Source organism: Kineococcus siccus (assembly GCF_009906795.1).
GTDB lineage: Bacteria > Actinomycetota > Actinomycetes > Actinomycetales > Kineococcaceae > Kineococcus > Kineococcus siccus.
The window spans coordinates 1-15,768 of the sequence record NZ_JAAALN010000095.1 but is presented as its reverse complement, the minus strand read 5'-3'; the positions used below and the strand labels follow the sequence as shown (position 1 = coordinate 15,768).

Annotated in this window: 18 protein-coding genes and 1 pseudogene; 18 read left to right on the top strand and 1 reads right to left on the bottom strand. The window is 73.4% G+C overall.

Features of this window, described 5'->3' with window-relative positions; all coding sequences use genetic code 11:
- The first annotated feature begins 16 nt into the window (after positions 1 to 16).
- The 17 genes from prfA (at position 17) to GTR02_RS11965 (ending at position 14,738) form a co-directional block, all read left to right on the top strand.
- Complete coding sequence (gene prfA / locus GTR02_RS12045) at positions 17 to 1,090, top strand: peptide chain release factor 1 (RefSeq protein WP_166607741.1); 1,074 nt, start codon at positions 17 to 19, stop codon at positions 1,088 to 1,090.
- Positions 1,091 to 1,208: 118 nt separating this feature from the next.
- A complete protein-coding gene (locus GTR02_RS12040) occupies positions 1,209 to 1,694 on the top strand; it encodes a helix-turn-helix domain-containing protein (RefSeq protein WP_166607740.1) in 486 nt (161 codons plus the stop codon).
- Between the two features lie 5 nt (positions 1,695 to 1,699).
- On the top strand, positions 1,700 to 3,265 hold the full coding sequence (locus GTR02_RS12035) for a serine hydrolase domain-containing protein (RefSeq protein ID WP_166607739.1): 1,566 nt from the start codon (positions 1,700 to 1,702) through the stop codon (positions 3,263 to 3,265).
- 49 nt (positions 3,266 to 3,314) lie between these two features.
- A complete protein-coding gene (prmC, locus tag GTR02_RS12030) occupies positions 3,315 to 4,184 on the top strand; it encodes a peptide chain release factor N(5)-glutamine methyltransferase (protein ID WP_338073770.1) in 870 nt (289 codons plus the stop codon).
- An 88-nt stretch (positions 4,185 to 4,272) separates the two neighbouring features.
- Positions 4,273 to 5,043 (top strand): L-threonylcarbamoyladenylate synthase, encoded by a 771-nt coding sequence (locus tag GTR02_RS12025; RefSeq protein ID WP_166607738.1) that lies wholly within the window; start codon positions 4,273 to 4,275, stop codon positions 5,041 to 5,043.
- The gene (locus tag GTR02_RS12020; RefSeq protein ID WP_166607737.1) at positions 5,040 to 6,254 is read left to right on the top strand and encodes an MraY family glycosyltransferase; all 1,215 of its coding nucleotides are present in this window, start codon (positions 5,040 to 5,042) and stop codon (positions 6,252 to 6,254) included. Before GTR02_RS12025 ends, GTR02_RS12020 begins: the two co-directional genes overlap by 4 nt.
- Positions 6,255 to 6,402: 148 nt before the next feature.
- Positions 6,403 to 6,837, top strand: coding sequence for a Cg1360 family ATP-synthase-associated protein (locus tag GTR02_RS12015; protein WP_166607736.1), 435 nt, complete (start codon positions 6,403 to 6,405; stop codon positions 6,835 to 6,837).
- The gene (locus tag GTR02_RS12010) at positions 6,834 to 7,061 is read left to right on the top strand and encodes a hypothetical protein (RefSeq protein ID WP_166607735.1); all 228 of its coding nucleotides are present in this window, start codon (positions 6,834 to 6,836) and stop codon (positions 7,059 to 7,061) included. The genes GTR02_RS12015 and GTR02_RS12010 overlap by 4 nt, the downstream gene beginning before the upstream one ends.
- Positions 7,062 to 7,149: 88 nt before the next feature.
- The gene (gene atpB, locus GTR02_RS12005; RefSeq protein WP_166607734.1) at positions 7,150 to 7,941 is read left to right on the top strand and encodes a F0F1 ATP synthase subunit A; all 792 of its coding nucleotides are present in this window, start codon (positions 7,150 to 7,152) and stop codon (positions 7,939 to 7,941) included.
- 64 nt (positions 7,942 to 8,005) lie between these two features.
- Positions 8,006 to 8,218, top strand: a complete 213-nt coding sequence (atpE, locus tag GTR02_RS12000) for an ATP synthase F0 subunit C (protein ID WP_166607733.1) — start codon at positions 8,006 to 8,008, stop codon at positions 8,216 to 8,218.
- Positions 8,219 to 8,265: 47 nt separating this feature from the next.
- Complete coding sequence (locus tag GTR02_RS11995) at positions 8,266 to 8,838, top strand: F0F1 ATP synthase subunit B (protein ID WP_166607732.1); 573 nt, start codon at positions 8,266 to 8,268, stop codon at positions 8,836 to 8,838.
- On the top strand, positions 8,835 to 9,665 hold the full coding sequence (locus GTR02_RS11990) for a F0F1 ATP synthase subunit delta (protein ID WP_166607731.1): 831 nt from the start codon (positions 8,835 to 8,837) through the stop codon (positions 9,663 to 9,665). The genes GTR02_RS11995 and GTR02_RS11990 overlap by 4 nt, the downstream gene beginning before the upstream one ends.
- A gap of 163 nt (positions 9,666 to 9,828) precedes the next feature.
- Entirely contained in the window at positions 9,829 to 11,484 is a 1,656-nt protein-coding gene (gene atpA / locus GTR02_RS11985) for a F0F1 ATP synthase subunit alpha (protein WP_166607730.1), read from the top strand.
- A 40-nt stretch (positions 11,485 to 11,524) separates the two neighbouring features.
- On the top strand, positions 11,525 to 12,433 hold the full coding sequence (locus GTR02_RS11980; RefSeq protein WP_166607729.1) for a F0F1 ATP synthase subunit gamma: 909 nt from the start codon (positions 11,525 to 11,527) through the stop codon (positions 12,431 to 12,433).
- A gap of 43 nt (positions 12,434 to 12,476) precedes the next feature.
- Entirely contained in the window at positions 12,477 to 13,940 is a 1,464-nt protein-coding gene (gene atpD, locus GTR02_RS11975; RefSeq protein WP_166607728.1) for a F0F1 ATP synthase subunit beta, read from the top strand.
- 48 nt (positions 13,941 to 13,988) lie between these two features.
- Positions 13,989 to 14,273 (top strand): F0F1 ATP synthase subunit epsilon, encoded by a 285-nt coding sequence (locus GTR02_RS11970; RefSeq protein ID WP_166607727.1) that lies wholly within the window; start codon positions 13,989 to 13,991, stop codon positions 14,271 to 14,273.
- Between the two features lie 33 nt (positions 14,274 to 14,306).
- Positions 14,307 to 14,738 (top strand): DUF2550 domain-containing protein, encoded by a 432-nt coding sequence (locus GTR02_RS11965; RefSeq protein WP_166607742.1) that lies wholly within the window; start codon positions 14,307 to 14,309, stop codon positions 14,736 to 14,738.
- Between the two features lie 20 nt (positions 14,739 to 14,758).
- Here GTR02_RS11965 and GTR02_RS11960 read toward each other — a convergent pair whose 3' ends face one another.
- Positions 14,759 to 15,094: a hypothetical protein gene (locus GTR02_RS11960; protein WP_166607726.1), complete on the bottom strand. Its 336-nt coding sequence runs from the start codon at positions 15,092 to 15,094 to the stop codon at positions 14,759 to 14,761.
- Positions 15,095 to 15,531: 437 nt separating this feature from the next.
- Between GTR02_RS11960 and GTR02_RS24425 the strand changes: the two are divergent.
- Positions 15,532 to 15,768, top strand: a pseudogene (locus tag GTR02_RS24425) (STAS domain-containing protein); the annotation flags it as partial.

Genomic DNA, 15,768 nt, shown 5'->3' with positions numbered 1-15,768 from the left:
GTCCAGGAGTGCCCCCGTGTTCGAGTCCGTCCAGCCCCTGCTCGCCGAGCACGCCGACCTGGAGCAGCGCCTGGCCGACCCGTCGGTGCACGCCGACGCGGGCCTGGCGCGGTCCCTGGGCCGGCGCTACGCCGAGCTGGGCGCCGTCGTCGACGCCCACGGCACCTGGAGCGCCGCGGTCGACGACGCCGCGGCCGCGGCCGAGCTCGCCGCCGAGGACGCGGGCTTCGCGGCCGAGCTGCCCGCGCTGCAGACGGCCGCCGACGAGGCCGCCGAGCGGCTGCGCCGGCTGCTGCTGCCGAGGGACCCGGACGACTCGCGCGACGTGATCCTCGAGATCAAGGCGGGCGAGGGCGGCGAGGAGTCCGCGCTGTTCGCGCGCGACCTGCTGCGGATGTACCTGCGCTACGCCGAGCGGCACGGCTGGGCGACGCAGCTGCTCGAGAGCACGGAGAGCGACCTCGGTGGCCTGAAGGACGTCGCGGTCGCCGTGAAGGCGCGCGGCGCCGTTGCCGAGGGCGTGTGGCACCGCCTCAAGTACGAGGGCGGGGTCCACCGCGTCCAGCGCGTGCCCGCCACGGAGTCGCAGGGCCGCGTGCACACGTCCGCGGTCGGCGTCCTGGTGCTGCCGGAGGTCGAGGAGGTCGAGGTCGCCGTCGACCCGAACGACCTGCGCGTCGACGTCTTCCGGTCCTCGGGGCCGGGCGGGCAGAGCGTCAACACGACCGACTCCGCCGTCCGCATCACGCACCTGCCGACCGGCATCGTCGTGTCCTGCCAGAACGAGAAGTCCCAGCTGCAGAACCGGGAGCAGGCGCTGCGGATCCTGCGCGCCCGGCTGCACGCCGCGGCGCAGGAGACCGCGGACGCCGAGGCGTCCGCGGCGCGGCGCTCGCAGGTCCGCACGGTGGACCGCTCCGAGCGCATCCGCACCTACAACTACGGCGAGAACCGCATCGCCGACCACCGCACGGGGTTCAAGGCCTACAACCTCGACGCGGTCCTCGACGGTGACCTCGACCCCGTCGTGCAGTCCTGCATCGACGCCGACGAGGCCGCGCAGCTCGCGGCGGCCGGGACGCCTGCCTGACCTCCGCCTGACCTCGCTCGACCTCCGGACGAGGCCACGCCGGCCCTCGTCGGATCGAGCACGTCCGTCGTACTACGCCGATGTTGCCAAGACTACGGAAAGGCGTAGTCTGCATGTCGTGGACGACGAACGCTGGGCGCTGCTCGAGAAGCGGCTCGCGGCGCTGGAGGCCCGGGTGGCCGACGCCGAGGACCCTCGGCTGCGGGACGACTTCTGGGCGCTGACGGAGCTGCGGCGCCGCGCGGAGGACCGCTCCGCCGTGCTCTTCACGGGGTCGGTGACCCTGCCGGCGGGTGAGCACTACGAGTGGCAGGAGACCGTCGACACCGGCTCGCTGCTCCAGGCCGACATCACCGAGGTGGCCGGCTCCCTGTCGGCGCTGGCCCACCCCGTGCGGCTGCAGCTGCTGCGCCGGGTGCTCGCGGGCGAGCACACCGTCGCGGAGCTCGCCGAGGGGCTCGGGACGTCCGGGCAGCTCTACCACCACCTGCGCCAGCTCGTCGCCGAGGGCTGGCTGACGGCGTCGGGACGCGGCCTGTACGCCGTGCCCGCCGTCCGCGTCGTCCCGCTCCTGACCCTGCTCGCCGCCGCCGGACTGAGGTGACCGCCATGACCGCCGCCCCCGCCACCGACACCACCGCGTCGTCGACCGCGCCCGAGGTGCGGCTGCCCCCGCCCAGGCGGCGCACGTGGATGCTCTGCCTGGTCGCCGCCGCGGTCGTGGCCGCGCTCGCCGCGCTGCTCGCGCCCGCCCCGCCCCGGCTGAGCGCCGACGAGCAGGGGGATCCGCAGCTCGCGGCGCAGCTGCGCTCGATCGCCGACGGCGTGCCCGTCCAGGCCCTGGCCGCCGTGCGCGGTACCGGGTCGCAGGTGACCGCGGCCGCCGCGGTCGGCCGGGCCGACGCGCGCGACGGTCGCGAGCGGCCCATGACCACGTCGACGCCGCAGGAGATCGGCTCGGTGACGAAGTCGCTGACCGGCCTGCTGCTCGCCGACGCCGTCGCGCGCGGCGAGGTCGCCCCGACGACGACCCTCGGCGAGGTGCACCCCGACGCGGACCTGCCGGCCGAGGTGGCCGCGATCACCCTCGACCAGCTGGCCACCCACACCTCCGGGCTGCCCTCCCTCGCCGGTCCCCGGCTCGCGCGCGGGGCCCTGCTGAACGTCACGCACGGCAACCCCTACGGCGGCCAGACCCCCGACGGGGTGCTCGAGGAGGCGGCCACCACCCGGCTGCGCCAGGAGCCGGGGGAGTACCGCTACTCGAACCTGGGCGCCTCCGTGCTGGGGCACGCCCTGGCCCAGCGGGCCGGGACCCCCTACCCCGACCTCCTGCGGGAGCGGGTCCTCGACCCGCTCGGCATGACGAGCACCGTGGCCGCTCCCGCGGCGCCGCCCGCGGGCGCGGCCCACGAGGTGGCCGCGAACGGCGCCGCCTCCACCCCCTGGATCTCCACCGGGGGCGCGCCCGCCGGGACGGGCGTCTGGTCGACCGCCGAGGACCTCGGCCGCCTGCTGGCGGCCGTCGCCGACGGGACGGCTCCCGGTCTGGCGGCCACCGAGCCGAGGGCCGACGCGGGCCAGGAGGCGCTGCGGACGGGCTGGGGGTGGCTGACCTTCGAGCGGGACGGCCGGACGTTCCTGCTCTTCAACGGGCAGACCGGCGGCGGGGTCTCCTCCGTCGCGCTGGACACGGGATCGGGCGAGTGGGCGGCCGTGACGGCCCCCTCGACGGCGTCGACGCAGACCGTCGCCCTCGGCCTCCTCGGGGTCGACATGAGTCAGCCGGTCGCCGAGCGGTCGTGGCTGACCCTGCCGGTCCTCGTCACCGCGTACCTCGTCGTCGTCCTGCCCCTGCTCGCGCTGAGCCTGGCCCTGCGCCGCCGGATCCGCAGGCCCTCGCAGCGCGTGGACCGCCTGCGGGTCCTCAGCGAGGTGCTCACGCTGGTCGCCGTCCTCGTGGTCGCACGCGGCATGGGCGCGTGGCAGGTCGTGCCCCCGGCGGTGTGGGTGCTGGCGGTCGGCGTGGGGGCGCTCGCGAGCGGGCTGCTCCTCGCGCGGTGGGGGTCGATGACGTGGCCCGTGCGGCGCCGCGGCCTGCGCTGGACGGGGTTCGGCGCGGGCGCCGTCATCGGGACCGTCGTCGTGGGCGCCGTGCTCACGGGCACCGGCTGAGACGGGACCGGTGGCGGGCCCGCACCCCGCGCGGTGGGAGGGTCGCCGGGTGGACGGGACGACGACGGTGCGGGGACTGCTGGCCGAGGCGACCGGGCGGCTCGCCGCCGCCGGGGTGCCGAGCCCGCGCGCCGACGCCGAGGTGCTGCTCGCCCACGCGCTCGGTGTCGACCGCGGGCGGCTCGGCGTCCTGGCGGCCCTCGGCGGGCCGGCGCCCGACGCGGGCCGGTTCGCCGACCTCCTGGACCAGCGCGCGGACCGGGTCCCGCTGCAGCACCTCACGGGCCGGGCCGGGTTCCGCGCCCTCGAGCTCCTCGTCGGCCCCGGCGTCTTCGTTCCGCGCCCCGAGACGGAGGGTGTCGCGCAGCTCGCGGTCGACGAGGCCGGGCGCCTCGCGGCCGCGGGCGGGCGGCCCGTCGTGGTCGACCTGTGCACCGGCTCCGGCGCGATCGCCCTGGCCGTGGCGACCGAGGTGCCGCAGGCGAGCGTGCACGCGGTCGAGCTCGACCCCCTCGCGCACGCGTGGGCGCAGCGCAACGCCGAGCACACCGGGGTGGAGCTCGACCTGCGCCTGGGCGACGCCGCGACGGCCTTCGGCGACCTCGACGCGCGGGTGGACGTCGTCGTCAGCAACCCGCCCTACGTCCCGCCGGGGGCGGTGCCGCAGGAGCGCGAGGTGGCCGAGCACGACCCGGAGGTCGCCCTGTACGGCGGTGGCGACGACGGCCTCGAGGTGCCGCGGCGCGTCGTCGCGGCGGCGGCCCGCCTGCTGCGCCCCGGTGGTCTCGTCGTCGTCGAGCACGCCGAGGTGCAGGAGCACGGGGCCCGCCGGATGTTCGGCGACGCCTCCTGGCGCGACGTCGCGGGTCACCATGACCTGACGGGCCGTCCCCGCTCGACCACCGCCCGTCGCCGCTGACGGCCGTCCGGGCGCGGACCGGCCCGGTGGACCCGCCGGGGCGGCGGGTGCGGGCCGCCTTGGGGAGGACGGTGGGACACTGCCTCGTGTGAGACCCCCCTTCGCGTGCGCCGACCCCCAGCAGCGCGAGCGCGGCCTGGCCGCCGCGCACAGCGCCGTCCAGCGCGGTGAGGTCGTCGTGCTGCCGACCGACACCGTCTACGGCATCGGGGCCGACGCGTTCTCCCCGGCCGCGGTGCGCAAGCTGCTGGAGGCGAAGGGCCGCGGCCGGGACATGCCGCCGCCGGTCCTCGTGCCGGACGTGCGGACCATCGACGGCCTGGCCTCGGCGATCCCGTTCGCGGTCCGCGAGCTCGTCGACGCGTTCTGGCCCGGGCCCCTGACGATCGTGTGCCGCGCCCAGGCGTCGCTGAACTGGGACCTCGGGGACACCCACGGGACGGTCGCCCTGCGGATGCCGCTGCACCCCGTCGCTCTCGAGCTGCTGCGGCGCACCGGCCCGATGGCCGTCTCGAGCGCGAACCTCTCGGGCCGCCCGGCGGCGACGACGATCGAGGACGCCGTCGAGCAGCTGGGCGCGTCCGTCAAGGTCTTCCTCGACGCGGGACCGAGCCCGCGCGGCCTGCCCTCGACGATCGTCGACGCCTCCGACGGCGGGCTGCACGTGCTGCGCGTCGGGGCGCTGACGGAGGAGGAGCTGCGCCTGGCCGTGCCGAAGGGCTGGCGCGAGGAGCCCGGGGCCGAGGAGCCCCCCGCCGAGGAGCCTCGGAGCGAGCCGGTGTCCCAGGTGGACGGCGCCCCGGAGCGGGCGGCCCGCGACGCGGGGGAGCCGGCGGGGTCCGGGGCCGCGGGCGGATGAGGGCCTACCTGCTCGTCATCGTCGTCGCCGCCGCGGTGACGTACCTGACGACGCCCCTCGTCCGCCGCCTCGCGCAGCGGGTCGGTGCGATGACGCCGCTGCGCGACCGGGACGTGCACTCCGTCCCGGTGCCGCGGCTGGGGGGCGTGGCCATGCTGCTCGGCGTGAGCGCCGCGCTGCTGGTGGCGAGCCGGACCCCGTTCCTCTCCCGGGTCTTCGAGACGCGCCCCGGGCCGCTGTGGGTCCTCGTGGGCGCCGTGATCGTCTGCGCGGTCGGGATCGCCGACGACATCGTCCAGCTCGACGCGGTGACGAAGCTCGCGGGCCAGGTGCTCGCCGCGGGGATCATGGGCTGGCAGGGCGTGAGCCTCCTGCAGCTGCCGGTCGCCGGCGTCACGCTGCTGAGCCCGCAGATGATGATGCTGATCACCGTCCTGGTGGTGCTCGTCGCGGTGAACGCCGTCAACTTCATCGACGGCCTCGACGGCCTCGCGGCCGGCATCGTGGGCATCGGCGCCATCGCCTTCTTCGTCTACTCCTACGCCCTGCAGCGCGGCGCGGCCCCCGACGACTACTCCTCGCTCGCCACCCTCATCGCGGCGGTCACGGTCGGCTGCTGCGTGGGCTTCCTGCCGCACAACGCGCACCCCGCGCGCATCTTCATGGGCGACTCCGGCTCCATGCTGCTCGGCCTGCTGCTGGCCTCGGCGACCATCGCCGCCACCAGCACCGTGGACCCGGAGGTCGTGGCGGCCGAGCGGATCGTCCCGGCCTTCTTCCCGCTGCTGCTGCCCATCGCCGTGCTGCTGGTCCCGCTGGGCGACATGCTGCTCGCGGTGGTGCGCCGCACCCGCGCGGGCACGGCCTTCTGGCACCCCGACAAGAAGCACCTGCACCACCGGCTCATGCGGATGGGGCACTCCCACGGCGTCGCCGTGCTGGTCATGTACTCGTGGGCGGCCTTCCTGAGCTTCGGCGCCGCGGCGTCCGCGTTCCTGCCGCTGCCGCAGGCGCTGCTCGTCGCCGTCGGTGCGGGCTGCGTCGTGCTCGCCTTCACGTTCGGGCCGCTGTACTGGCGCCGCTCGCACCGGACCCCGGCCCCCGTGCCCGCGCCGGAGGCCCTGACGGACGCCGCCGCGTCCCCGGCTGCGGAGCCACCGACGGAGCACCCCACCGCGACCCCGAGCCGGCCCGAGTCCTCGCGGACCTGACGCGGGCGTCAACGACGCGGTGTAGGACGTCGCTCCGCTCGTGATAGCTTTCACGAAGTCTCCCCGCCCCCCTCGTGTGTGGTTGGGTAGCCGCCAGTGAGCCGGTCCCGCCAGGGACGACCCGCAGACGACAGAGAGCAGCAGTCCCGTGAGCAGCAGCGCCGCCGGCACGTCGGCAGGGGAGGCCTTCGGCATCCTCCTGCGACGCGCTGCAGTGCCGACGTCGGCCGTGGTCGTCGTCTGCTCCGTGGTCGCCCTCGTCTGGCAGGGTGCCTCCGCCGGCCTCTCAGCGCTGCTCGGTGGGGCCATCGTCGTGGCCTTCTTCGGCCTGCGGCTCGTCGTCATGCGCCGTGTGGCCATGTCGAGCCCGCACCTCGTGATGATGACCGCGATGGTCGTCTACTCGGTCAAGGTGATCCTGCTGGGGCTCGCGCTGATCCTGCTGACGCGGGTCGCGTGGATCGACGCGCGCGCCCTCGGCTTCACGGTGATCATCGGTGCGGTCGTGTGGCTGGCGTTCGAGCTGCGCGGCTTCGTGACGATGCGCATCCCCGTCTTCATGGACGCCGGGGACCGGAAGTGAGCGCGGAGACCGGGCGCCGACCGGACGCGCCCGAGGCGCCGGCCCTGACCGAGTCGGTGGCCTGGAGCATCACGTCGTACCTGCTCGCCGGAGCCTTGCTGGGAGCCCTCGCGGGCTGGGGCGTGGACCACCTGCTGGGCACGCACTTCGTGGTCGGCATCGGCCTCGTCGTCGGCAAGGCGATGACCTTGTACTACCTGTGGCTCCGGTACGGTACCCACTGACCGCGAGACGCCCCACCACCGATCAGGGGTCCACGCGGCCGGCTCACCGGCCCCGTACCCACGACGACGTTCGCACGGAGGAGTTGACGTGAGCCTGCCACTGCTGGCTGCCGCGGACGAGGGCGGATTCACCTCCCCCAGCACCGACATCTTCTGGCAGCCGCTCATCGGCAGCGGCGCCTTCGCCATCACGCGCCCCGCCATCGTCTTCGCGCTCACCGCGGTGCTCGTCATCGTGCTGCTGCTCGCGGGCACCAAGCGGCTGGCGATCGTGCCGGGCAAGCGCCAGATGGCGGTCGAAGCCGTGTACGGCTTCGTCCGCAACACCCTGGCCCGGGACATCATCGGCAGCAAGGATTTCCGCCGGTTCATCCCGCTGCTGGTCACGTTCTTCACCGTCATCCTGGTGAACAACCTGTGGGGTGTCATCCCGCCGATCCAGTACCCGACCATGAGCCGCATCGCCTTCCCGCTGGCGCTGACGATCATGCTCTACCTGACGTACCACTTCGTCGGGATCAAGCGGAAGGGCATCGGGCGCTACCTGTCCGGGCTCGTGCCGCCGGGGCTGCCCAAGCCCATCGTCCCGCTGGTGTGGGTGCTCGAGTTCGCCTCGGTCGTCCTCATCCAGCCCGTGACCATCACGCTGCGGCTCTTCGGGAACATGTTCGCGGGTCACCTGATCCTCGTGCTGTTCATCACCGGCGGCGAGTACATGCTCTTCCACGGCGGGTTCGGGCTGAAGCTGCTCTCCGTCCCCACCTTCGGCATGGCCTTCGTGCTGACCCTGTTCGAGCTCTTCGTCGAGTTCCTCCAGGCGTACGTCTACACGATGCTCGCCGCCACCTTCATCGCCAGCGCCCTCGCTGACGAGCACTGACCCGCCCCACCCAGAACCGGGGCGCGGACGAGCGCACCCGCAACGAAAGGAACGACAGAGGACCATGACCGGATCCCTTGCCATCGTCGGCTACGGCCTGTCCGCCATCGGCCCGGGCATCGGCATCGGCCTGATCTTCGCCGCGTACATCAACGGCGTCGCTCGTCAGCCCGAAGCCCGCGGCATGCTGCAGTCGATCGCCATCCTCGGCTTCGTCCTCGCAGAGGCCCTCGCCATCTTCGGCATCGCCCTGGCGTTCGTCTTCCAGGGCGAGTGACCAGCGGTACCTGACCGGACCGCTGACCTGAGCCCGAAGGAGGAAACGTGCTGCTAGCAGGCTTCGCCGCCGCTGCCGAGGAGACGGTCGAGGGCGATCCGCTCTACCCGATCCTGCCCCACATCGGCGAGCTGGTCGTCGGCATCATCTTCGCGATCATCGTCTACGTCGTCGTCGCGAAGAAGGTCGTCCCGCGCCTCGAGACGATGTACGAGGAGCGGCGCGCCGCCATCGAGGGCAACGTCGAGAAGGCGGAGCGCGCCCAGGCCGAGGCCGCGGCCGCGCTCGAGGAGTACAAGGCACAGCTCGCGGAGGCCCGCACCGAGGCCAACCGCATCCGCGAGGAGGCCCGCCAGCAGGGCGCGGCCATCGTCGTGGAGCTGCGCGAGCAGGCCCAGGCCGAGTCGGACCGCATCACGACCGCGGCCCGCCAGCAGATCGAGGCCGAGCGGACGCAGGCCACCGCGCAGCTGCGTCAGGAGGTCGGGCGCCTCGCGACCGACCTCGCCTCGCGCATCGTCGGCGAGTCGCTGCACGACTCCGCCCGCCAGAGCGGCGTCGTGGACCGGTTCCTCGCCGACCTCGAGCGCACCGAGGCCCAGGGGGTCTCGTCCCGATGAGCCACCACCTCGACTCCCTCGCGGCGCGGACCAGCGTGGCCCGCGCCCAGGAGGTGCTCGAGCGGCAGCTCGCGGGGGAGGGTTCCGACGCCGGTCGCACGGGGGAGGACCTCTTCGCGGTCACGACGCTGCTCGACGAGTCCATCGGGCTCCGCCGGGCGCTGACCGACCCGTCGCGCTCGGGGGAGAGCAAGGCGGACTTCGTCCGCCGCGCCCTCGCCGGGCGCATCTCGGGTTCGGCGCTGGAGGTCGTCGCCGCACTGGCGTCGGGCACCTGGAGCGCGGGCCGTGAGATCGCGGACGCGGCCGAGCACCTCGCGGTGCTCGCCGTCGTCGAGCAGGCCGACCGGACGGGCCGGCTGGAGGCGCTGGAGGACGAGCTCTTCCGGTTCTCCCGGACCATCGCCGGGAACGCGGGGCTGCGCGACGCGCTCGCCGACCGGACCTACCCGGCGCCGAACCGGGCCGCCCTGGTGGCCCAGCTGCTGGTCGGCAAGGCCTCCCCGGAGACCGTCCAGCTCGTGCGCCGGGTGGCCATGTCGCCGCGCGGCCTCCGGGCCGAGCGGGTCCTGGAGGACTACGTCGGCATCGTCGCGGCCCGGCGCCAGCAGCTCGTGGCGCACGTCGTCGTGGCGCAGCCGCTCACGGCCGAGCAGCACGAGCGGCTCGCCGCGGGGCTCTCGCGCCAGTACGGCCGTGCGGTCCGGCTCAACGTGGACGTCGACCCCGACCTCGTCGGGGGCCTGCGCGTCAGCCTCGGCGACGACGTGATCGACGGCTCGATCTCCAGTCGCCTGGCCGAGGCGCGCCGACGCCTCGCCGGCTGAGCCCCGCCGCACCGCGCCGCCCCTCCGGTCGACCCGGCCCTCGCGGGCGGGGGACAATGGAGCGGGCAACCCGCACGAGACCGCCGCTCGGCGGTCCGGACCCCGGTCCGGGACCGAGCACCAGACGAGACGGCAGCACCCGAGAAGGAGAGCAGGGCATCCCATGGCCGAGCTGACCATCCGCCCGGAGGAGATCCGGGACGCTCTCGACGCCTTCGTGGCGTCGTACGACCCCGGCGCAGCCGCGCGCGAAGAGGTCGGTGTCGTGTCCGACGCCGGTGACGGCATCGCCCACGTCGAGGGCCTGCCCTCGGTCATGGCCAACGAGCTGCTGCGCTTCGCCGACGGCACCCTCGGCCTGGCCCTGAGCCTGGACGTCCGCGACATCGGTGTCGTCGTCCTGGGCGACTTCTCCGGCATCGAGGAGGGCCAGGAGGTCCGCCGCACGGGCGAGGTCCTGTCCGTGCCCGTCGGCGACGGCTACCTCGGCCGCGTCGTGGACCCGCTGGGCGACCCGATCGACGGGCTCGGCCCGGTCGCGACCGACGCCCGCCGCGCGCTGGAGCTCCAGGCCGCCTCCGTCATGGAGCGCCAGGAGGTCCGGGAGCCGATGCAGACCGGCATCAAGGCGATCGACGCGATGATCCCGATCGGCCGCGGCCAGCGTCAGCTGATCATCGGTGACCGCCAGACGGGCAAGTCGGCGATCGCGATCGACACGATCATCAACCAGAAGGGCAACTGGGAGTCGGGCGACCCGAAGCAGCAGGTCCGCTGCATCTACGTCGCCATCGGCCAGAAGGGCTCGACGATCGCGGCCGTCCGCAAGTCCCTCGAGGACGCGGGCGCCATGGAGTACACGACGATCGTCGCGGCCCCGGCGTCCGACCCGGCCGGCTTCAAGTACCTCGCGCCCTACACCGGCTCGGCCATCGGCCAGCACTGGATGTACCAGGGCAAGCACGTCCTCATCGTCTTCGACGACCTGTCCAAGCAGGCCGAGGCCTACCGCGCCGTGTCCCTGCTGCTGCGGCGCCCGCCGGGCCGCGAGGCATACCCGGGCGACGTGTTCTACCTGCACTCCCGCCTGCTGGAGCGCTGCGCGAAGCTGTCCGACGAGCTCGGCGGCGGCTCGATGACCGGTCTGCCGTTCATCGAGACCAAGGGCAACGACGTCTCGGCGTACATCCCCACCAACGTCATCTCGATCACGGACGGGCAGATCTTCCTGCAGTCCGACCTGTTCAACGCCAACCAGCGCCCCGCGATCGACGTCGGCATCTCGGTGTCGCGCGTCGGTGGTGCCGCGCAGACGAAGGCCATCAAGGGCATCTCCGGGACCCTGAAGCTGGACCTCGCGCAGTACCGCTCGATGCAGGCCTTCGCGATGTTCGCCTCGGACCTCGACCAGGCCAGCCGCAACCAGCTGGCCCGCGGTGAGCGCCTCGTCGAGCTGCTCAAGCAGCCGCAGTACACGCCGTTCTCCGTCGAGGAGCAGGTCGTCTCGATCTGGGCCGGCACCACGGGGCAGCTCGACACGGTCCCGGTGAGCGACATCAACCGGTTCGAGCGCGAGTTCCTCGACTACGTGCGCCGCAACCACCCCGAGGTCCTGCAGGGCATCCGCGAGAGCAAGCAGTTCTCCGACGGCGCCAAGGACGAGCTGAAGAAGGCCGTCGACGCCTTCAAGCCGCAGTTCGGCACCGCCGAGAGCCAGGCGCCCGCCGACACCGACGAGGGCGCGACGGACGCGGACGACGTCCAGCAGGAGCAGATCACCACCCGCAGGGGCGGGGCGCACGCGTCCCGCCAGTCCTGATCGGCACCGGTCCGAGCGCGGACGGCGAAGGAGCGAGGACATGGCAGGCCAGCTGAGGGCCTACCGGCGGCAGATCCGCTCGGTGCAGGCGACCAAGAAGATCACGCGCGCGATGGAGCTCATCGCGGCGTCGCGGATCGTCAAGGCGCAGGCCGCGGTGAAGGCGTCGACGCCGTACGCCCGCGCGCTGACGCGCGCGGTGTCGGCTGCGGCGTCGAACAGCTCGCTGGACCACCCGCTGATCACGGAGAAGGCGGACGTCAAGCGCGCTGCGGTGCTGCTGCTGTCCTCCGACCGCGGGCTGGCCGGGGCGTACTCCTCGAGCGTCATCCGCGAGGGTGAGCGGCTGACCGCGGCGCTCAAGGCGGAGGGCAAGGACGCCGTGCCCTACCTCGTCGGGCGCAAGGCGTCGGCGTTCTACCGCTTCCGTCGCCGCGACGTCGCCGCGGAGTGGGCGGGCTTCACCGACAAGCCCGCCTTCTCCGACGCCAAGGAGATCGGGGTGCGCCTGGTCGAGGACTTCGGCAAGGACGCCTCGGACGGCGGGGTGGACGAGATCCACGTCGTCTACACGCACTTCGTCAGCATGGTGACCCAAGAACCGCGGGTCATCCGGCTGCTGCCCCTCGAGGTCGTGGAGGGGGTCGAGGCGCCCGGCGACGGCGACCTCGCCCCGCTGTACGAGTTCGAGCCGAGCGCCGACCAGGTCCTCGACGCGCTGCTCCCGCAGTACGTGAACAGCCGCATCTTCAACTGCCTCCTGCAGGCGGCGGCGTCGGAGCTCGCGGCCCGTCAGCGGGCCATGAAGTCCGCCACGGACAACGCGGAGGAGCTCGTCAAGAACCTGACGCGCCTCGCCAACAACGCCCGGCAGGCGGAGATCACGCAGGAGATCACCGAGATCGTCGGCGGCGCGGACGCGCTCGCCTCGGCCGGCCAGACCTCCTGACCCCGCCCGCCCCCCAGAACCGTCTGAACCCCGAGGAGCGATCATGACCGCTACCGCCACCGAAGCGCCGAGCACCACCGACCGTGGCGCGACCGGCCGCATCGCCCGCGTCATCGGGCCGGTCGTCGACGTCGAGTTCTCCGCGTCGACGATGCCCGAGATCAACAACGCGCTGCAGGTCGACGTCACCATCGGCGACCAGACCACGACCATCACGCTCGAGGCCGCCTCGCACCTCGGCGACAACATGGTCCGCGCCATCTCGCTGAAGCCGACCGACGGCATGGTCCGCGGCGCCCCCGTGCGCGACACGGGCGCCCCCATCTCCGTGCCCGTCGGCAACGTGACGCTCGGCAAGGTGTTCAACGCCATCGGCGAGTGCCTGAACCTCGAGCCCGGCGAGAAGCTCGAGGTCACCGAGCGCTGGCCGATCCACCGCAAGGCGCCCGCCTTCGACCAGCTCGAGTCGAAGACCCAGATGTTCGAGACCGGCATCAAGGTCATCGACCTGCTGACCCCCTACGTCCTCGGCGGCAAGATCGGCCTCTTCGGGGGTGCGGGCGTCGGCAAGACCGTCCTCATCCAGGAGATGATCCAGCGCGTCGCGCAGAACCACGGCGGTGTGTCGGTGTTCGCGGGCGTGGGGGAGCGCACCCGTGAGGGCAACGACCTCATCGGCGAGATGGCGGAGGCCGGCGTCTTCGACAAGACGGCCCTCGTCTTCGGCCAGATGGACGAGCCGCCGGGCACCCGCCTGCGCGTCGCGCTGTCCGCGCTGACCATGGCGGAGTACTTCCGCGACGTGCAGAAGCAGGACGTCCTCCTCTTCATCGACAACATCTTCCGGTTCACCCAGGCCGGCTCCGAGGTCTCGACGCTGCTGGGCCGCATGCCCTCGGCCGTCGGGTACCAGCCGACGCTGGCCGACGAGATGGGCGTGCTGCAGGAGCGCATCACCTCGACCCGCGGTCACTCGATCACCTCGCTGCAGGCGATCTACGTCCCCGCGGACGACTACACCGACCCCGCGCCGGCCACGACGTTCGCCCACCTCGACGCGACGACGGAGCTCAGCCGCGAGATCGCCTCGCGCGGTCTGTACCCCGCGGTCGACCCGCTGGCCTCGACCAGCCGGATCCTCGACCCGCTGTACATCGCGCAGGACCACTACGACACCGCGGTCCGCGTCAAGCAGATCCTCCAGCGCAACAAGGAGCTGCAGGACATCATCGCGATCCTCGGTGTCGACGAGCTCTCCGAGGAGGACAAGCTGACGGTGAGCCGCGCGCGGCGCATCCAGCAGTTCCTCTCGCAGAACACGTACATGGCGGAGAAGTTCACGAGCGTGCCCGGCTCGACCGTGCCGCTGAAGGACACCATCGAGGGCTTCTCGAAGATCGCCGACGGCGAGTTCGACCACGTCGCCGAGCAGGCCTTCTTCAACGTCGGTGGGCTCGAGGACGTCGAGCGCAACTGGTCCCGGATCCAGAAGGAGACCGCCCGCTGACCGCGGGCGCCTCCCCGACCGACGGACCCCAGAGGACAGGAGCACCACGTGGCGTTGCAGGTCGAACTCGTCGCCGCCGACCGCCAGGTGTGGTCGGGCGAAGCGTCGTTGGTGCGGGCTCGCACGGCGGACGGTGAGATCGGCATCATGCCCGGTCACGAACCGCTGCTGGCCGTCCTGCAGACCGGCGAGGTCAAGATCATCGGCTCGGGCGCGGAGGGCATCACGGCCCAGGTGGACGGCGGCTTCTTCTCCGTCGACCACGACCGCGTCACGATCGTCGCCGAAGAGGTCGAGGTCGGCCCGGCCGCCTCGCCCTCGTCCTCGCACTGAGCTGCTGACGGCGAGGCGCACCGGGTGCAGGAGCTGCTCGTCTCCCTCGAGGTCGCGGGGGCGTGCGCCCTCCTGCTCCTGGTGTCCCTCGTCGTGATCGTCCTGCGCCGCCGCCGGCTCTCCGGCCGGCTCGGGACGTTCGACTGCTCGCTGCGCCACCCCGAGACCGGCCGCCGCCGCTGGGCCCTCGGGGTGGCGCGCTACGAGGTGGACCGCCTCGACTGGTACCGGACGTTCTCCTTCTCGCCCCGCCCCTCGTGCACGTTCGCACGGGGGGCGCTCGACGTCCTGGACCGGCGCGACCCTGCGGGCACCGAGGTGCTCGCGGTGCAGCCGGGGGCCATCGTCGTGCAGTGCCGCCACCAGCGCGACGCCCTGGAGCTGGCCATGAGCACCGACGCCTACACGGGCTTCGCCTCCTGGCTGGAGTCCGCGCCGCCGGGCCAGAACGTCAACGTCGCCTGAGCCCCCGCCCGCGCCGACGCTCAGGCGGGCGGGCGCCCGCGGCCGTCGAGGACCTGCCGGGCGAGGCCGACCTGGTCGGGGAAGACCATCACGCGCGGTCCCTCGGTCGTCGGGGCCAGCGTGGCCCGGATGCCGGCGTCGGCCAGCGTCCGCCGCTGCACCTCGGCCTCCACGAAGGTGGAGGGGGCGGAGACGACCTCCAGCAGCCCGTACTCCTCGCTGCTGCCCCGCTCGGGACGGCGCTCCACGACCGAGCGGCCGTGCGAGAACGTCCAGCGCAGGAGCAGGACGAGGACGGCGACCACCACCAGCGCGATCGTCGGGCCGATCGCGTAGTGGTAGCTGTTCCAGTTCACGGGGTCAGTGTGCCCCGCGCGCGGCGCGCGCTCTCCCCGGGAGCCGAGGACGGGGCGGCACCGACCGAGGTCACCGTCCGGCAACGCTCGGGCGATTCTTCACTCTCCGGGTGTGCCCAGTGGCAGAGTGTGCTCACAGGGTGTCCTCGCCTCACCCACCCCGTGCTCGATCGGACGAGTTCCCCTCCCCGATCGGTCGCGGAGTGCAACCGGAGCGAGGGGTCCTGCGTCAGAGCCGGTGACGATGACCGGCGTCCTCGGGGGAGGAACACATGGCGATCCAGGTCGCTGCACGCACCACCAGGAGCACGAGACCACGCTCCGGAGCACGGCCCGACGACGACGTCGCGGCCCGGCGGTCCGCCCGCGGGCCCGCCGACCCGCACGCCGGCCCGGGCGCGAGCGTCGTCGAGGAGCTCTTCGGCCAGGCCGTCCGCGTCGCGGGACGGCTCGACGTCCACACGGTGCCGGACGTCCGGGCGGCCCTGCACGCCGCGCTCGACGCCGGGACGGGCGACCTCGTCGCGTCCCTCGCCGACGCGGTCGTCGCGGACGCGACGGGGCTCGGCGTGCTCGTCGGCGCGCACCGGCGGGCGCAGCGCCTCGGCCGCCGGCTCGTGCTGGAGGACGTCCCGCTGCCCGTGCTGCGGCTGCTGCGCGTCACCAAGCTGCAC

Coding starts and splice junctions, on each gene's coding strand:
- GTR02_RS12035 (WP_166607739.1), top strand. CDS start 1,700: ATGACCGCCGCCCCCGCCACCGACACCACCGCGTCGTCGACCGCGCCC.
- GTR02_RS12020 (WP_166607737.1), top strand. CDS start 5,040: ATGAGGGCCTACCTGCTCGTCATCGTCGTCGCCGCCGCGGTGACGTAC.
- atpE (WP_166607733.1), top strand. CDS start 8,006: ATGACCGGATCCCTTGCCATCGTCGGCTACGGCCTGTCCGCCATCGGC.
- GTR02_RS11990 (WP_166607731.1), top strand. CDS start 8,835: ATGAGCCACCACCTCGACTCCCTCGCGGCGCGGACCAGCGTGGCCCGC.
- atpA (WP_166607730.1), top strand. CDS start 9,829: ATGGCCGAGCTGACCATCCGCCCGGAGGAGATCCGGGACGCTCTCGAC.
- GTR02_RS11980 (WP_166607729.1), top strand. CDS start 11,525: ATGGCAGGCCAGCTGAGGGCCTACCGGCGGCAGATCCGCTCGGTGCAG.
- atpD (WP_166607728.1), top strand. CDS start 12,477: ATGACCGCTACCGCCACCGAAGCGCCGAGCACCACCGACCGTGGCGCG.